Origin of the sequence: Candidatus Symbiopectobacterium sp., from assembly GCF_020054415.1 — a bacterium.
Classification (GTDB): Bacteria; Pseudomonadota; Gammaproteobacteria; order Enterobacterales; family Enterobacteriaceae; genus Symbiopectobacterium.
Map to the genome: position 1 here is coordinate 1 of NZ_JAHWCO010000212.1, position 1,228 is coordinate 1,228.

Annotated in this window: 2 protein-coding genes; both read right to left on the reverse strand. The window is 43.2% G+C overall.

The window, feature by feature from the left end:
- Positions 1-472: 472 nt before the first annotated feature.
- On the reverse strand, positions 473-871 hold the full coding sequence (locus QZ506_RS06235; RefSeq protein ID WP_291969835.1) for an H-NS family nucleoid-associated regulatory protein: 399 nt from the start codon (positions 869-871) through the stop codon (positions 473-475).
- A 163-nt stretch (positions 872-1,034) separates the two neighbouring features.
- On the reverse strand, positions 1,035-1,190 hold the full coding sequence (locus QZ506_RS06240; protein WP_291969838.1) for a hypothetical protein: 156 nt from the start codon (positions 1,188-1,190) through the stop codon (positions 1,035-1,037).
- Positions 1,191-1,228: the final 38 nt, after the last annotated feature.

Sequence of the window (1,228 nt, forward strand, 5' to 3'; positions counted from 1 at the left end):
CATGGTCAAAGCGCTTAACCGGATCACGCTATTAGGAATGCCGAACAGTATTCGCATCACGTAACAATCGACCCGTATGGGGCGCAGTCGTTACAAGTTCTGATTTATTCAACAAAGCCCATTTTAATCCAAAACAGGCGTGTCATAACAGCATTATTCCATATTATTCAACAAAGCCCATCGAAGCTGTCTTTCATCGCGGTATTGCTTCTTAGTGATATCACTTCTTTTGTTGGCTGCAAACGATCAAAGAAAATCGGATACTGATTGATACGCATGCTAATACACCAGCGGTATTAATTTTTCCGCCATTTTAATCGTGTCTTTGTGGGATAAAAACTTTTTGTCAAGGAAGGCGAAACGCAGGTGGTGATAACGATCGCAGATTAGAAAAGATATGCATGGAGTACAACGTTACTCCATGCATAACAAGACAAGTGATGCGCGCTAATACGGCAAGGAAGAGAACAAATTAAATCTCGAAATCTTCCAGCGTTTTGCTTCCGCCATCAATGGCTTCACGGATCGCTTTCGGCGTGCGGCCTTGGCCGGTCCAGGTTTGCTCGGTGCCATTCTCATCAATATATTTATATTTCGCCGGACGAGGATCGCGTTTGGCCTTGGCAGGTTTGGATTTCACGCTTTCCAGCAGTTCAGCCGGATCAATACCGTCTTCAAGAAGCTGAGCACGAATGGCATCCAGTTTTGCCAAACGTTCTGCCTGCTCTTTCTGAATTTTGCTGTCTTCTTCGCGGCGCTCTTCCACAATTGCAGTGAATTTGCTTAACAGCTCTTCCAGGGTTTCAAGATCGGTATCTCGGGCCTGAGCGCGAAGAGAACGAATATTACTTAGCACGTCAAAACTCATCATGGTGTTCCTTTAAAAAGAAGAGACATTATTAGCTTACAAGATATTTTTTGATTTTCCAATATACACCAGATACGCCGGCATGAAATATTTTTTTATAGCGTCTTATGTAAAAAAATGCGTAACGCGAGGCGCTGGTAAAGCAGGGACGTTAATCGTTATCTGGTTAATAACACAACGCCTCGTGGTTGCCTCTATTTATTAATTCATCACTTAACCATGGCTTTGTTGAATAATAGGGAATAATGCTGTTATGACACGCCTGTTTTGGATTAAAATGCTGATCGCTCCGGGATGCATCACCACGCTCTGGATTTAACATACTGATTTTACGTCAAGGGAATCCGCAGCCTTTATGGC

What these genes read in the sequence shown, in the direction of transcription:
- QZ506_RS06240 (WP_291969838.1), bottom strand. Translation starts at nt 1,190, where the DNA reads ATGTTAAATCCAGAGCGTGGTGATGCATCCCGGAGCGATCAGCATTTT.
- QZ506_RS06235 (WP_291969835.1), bottom strand. Translation starts at nt 871, where the DNA reads ATGATGAGTTTTGACGTGCTAAGTAATATTCGTTCTCTTCGCGCTCAG.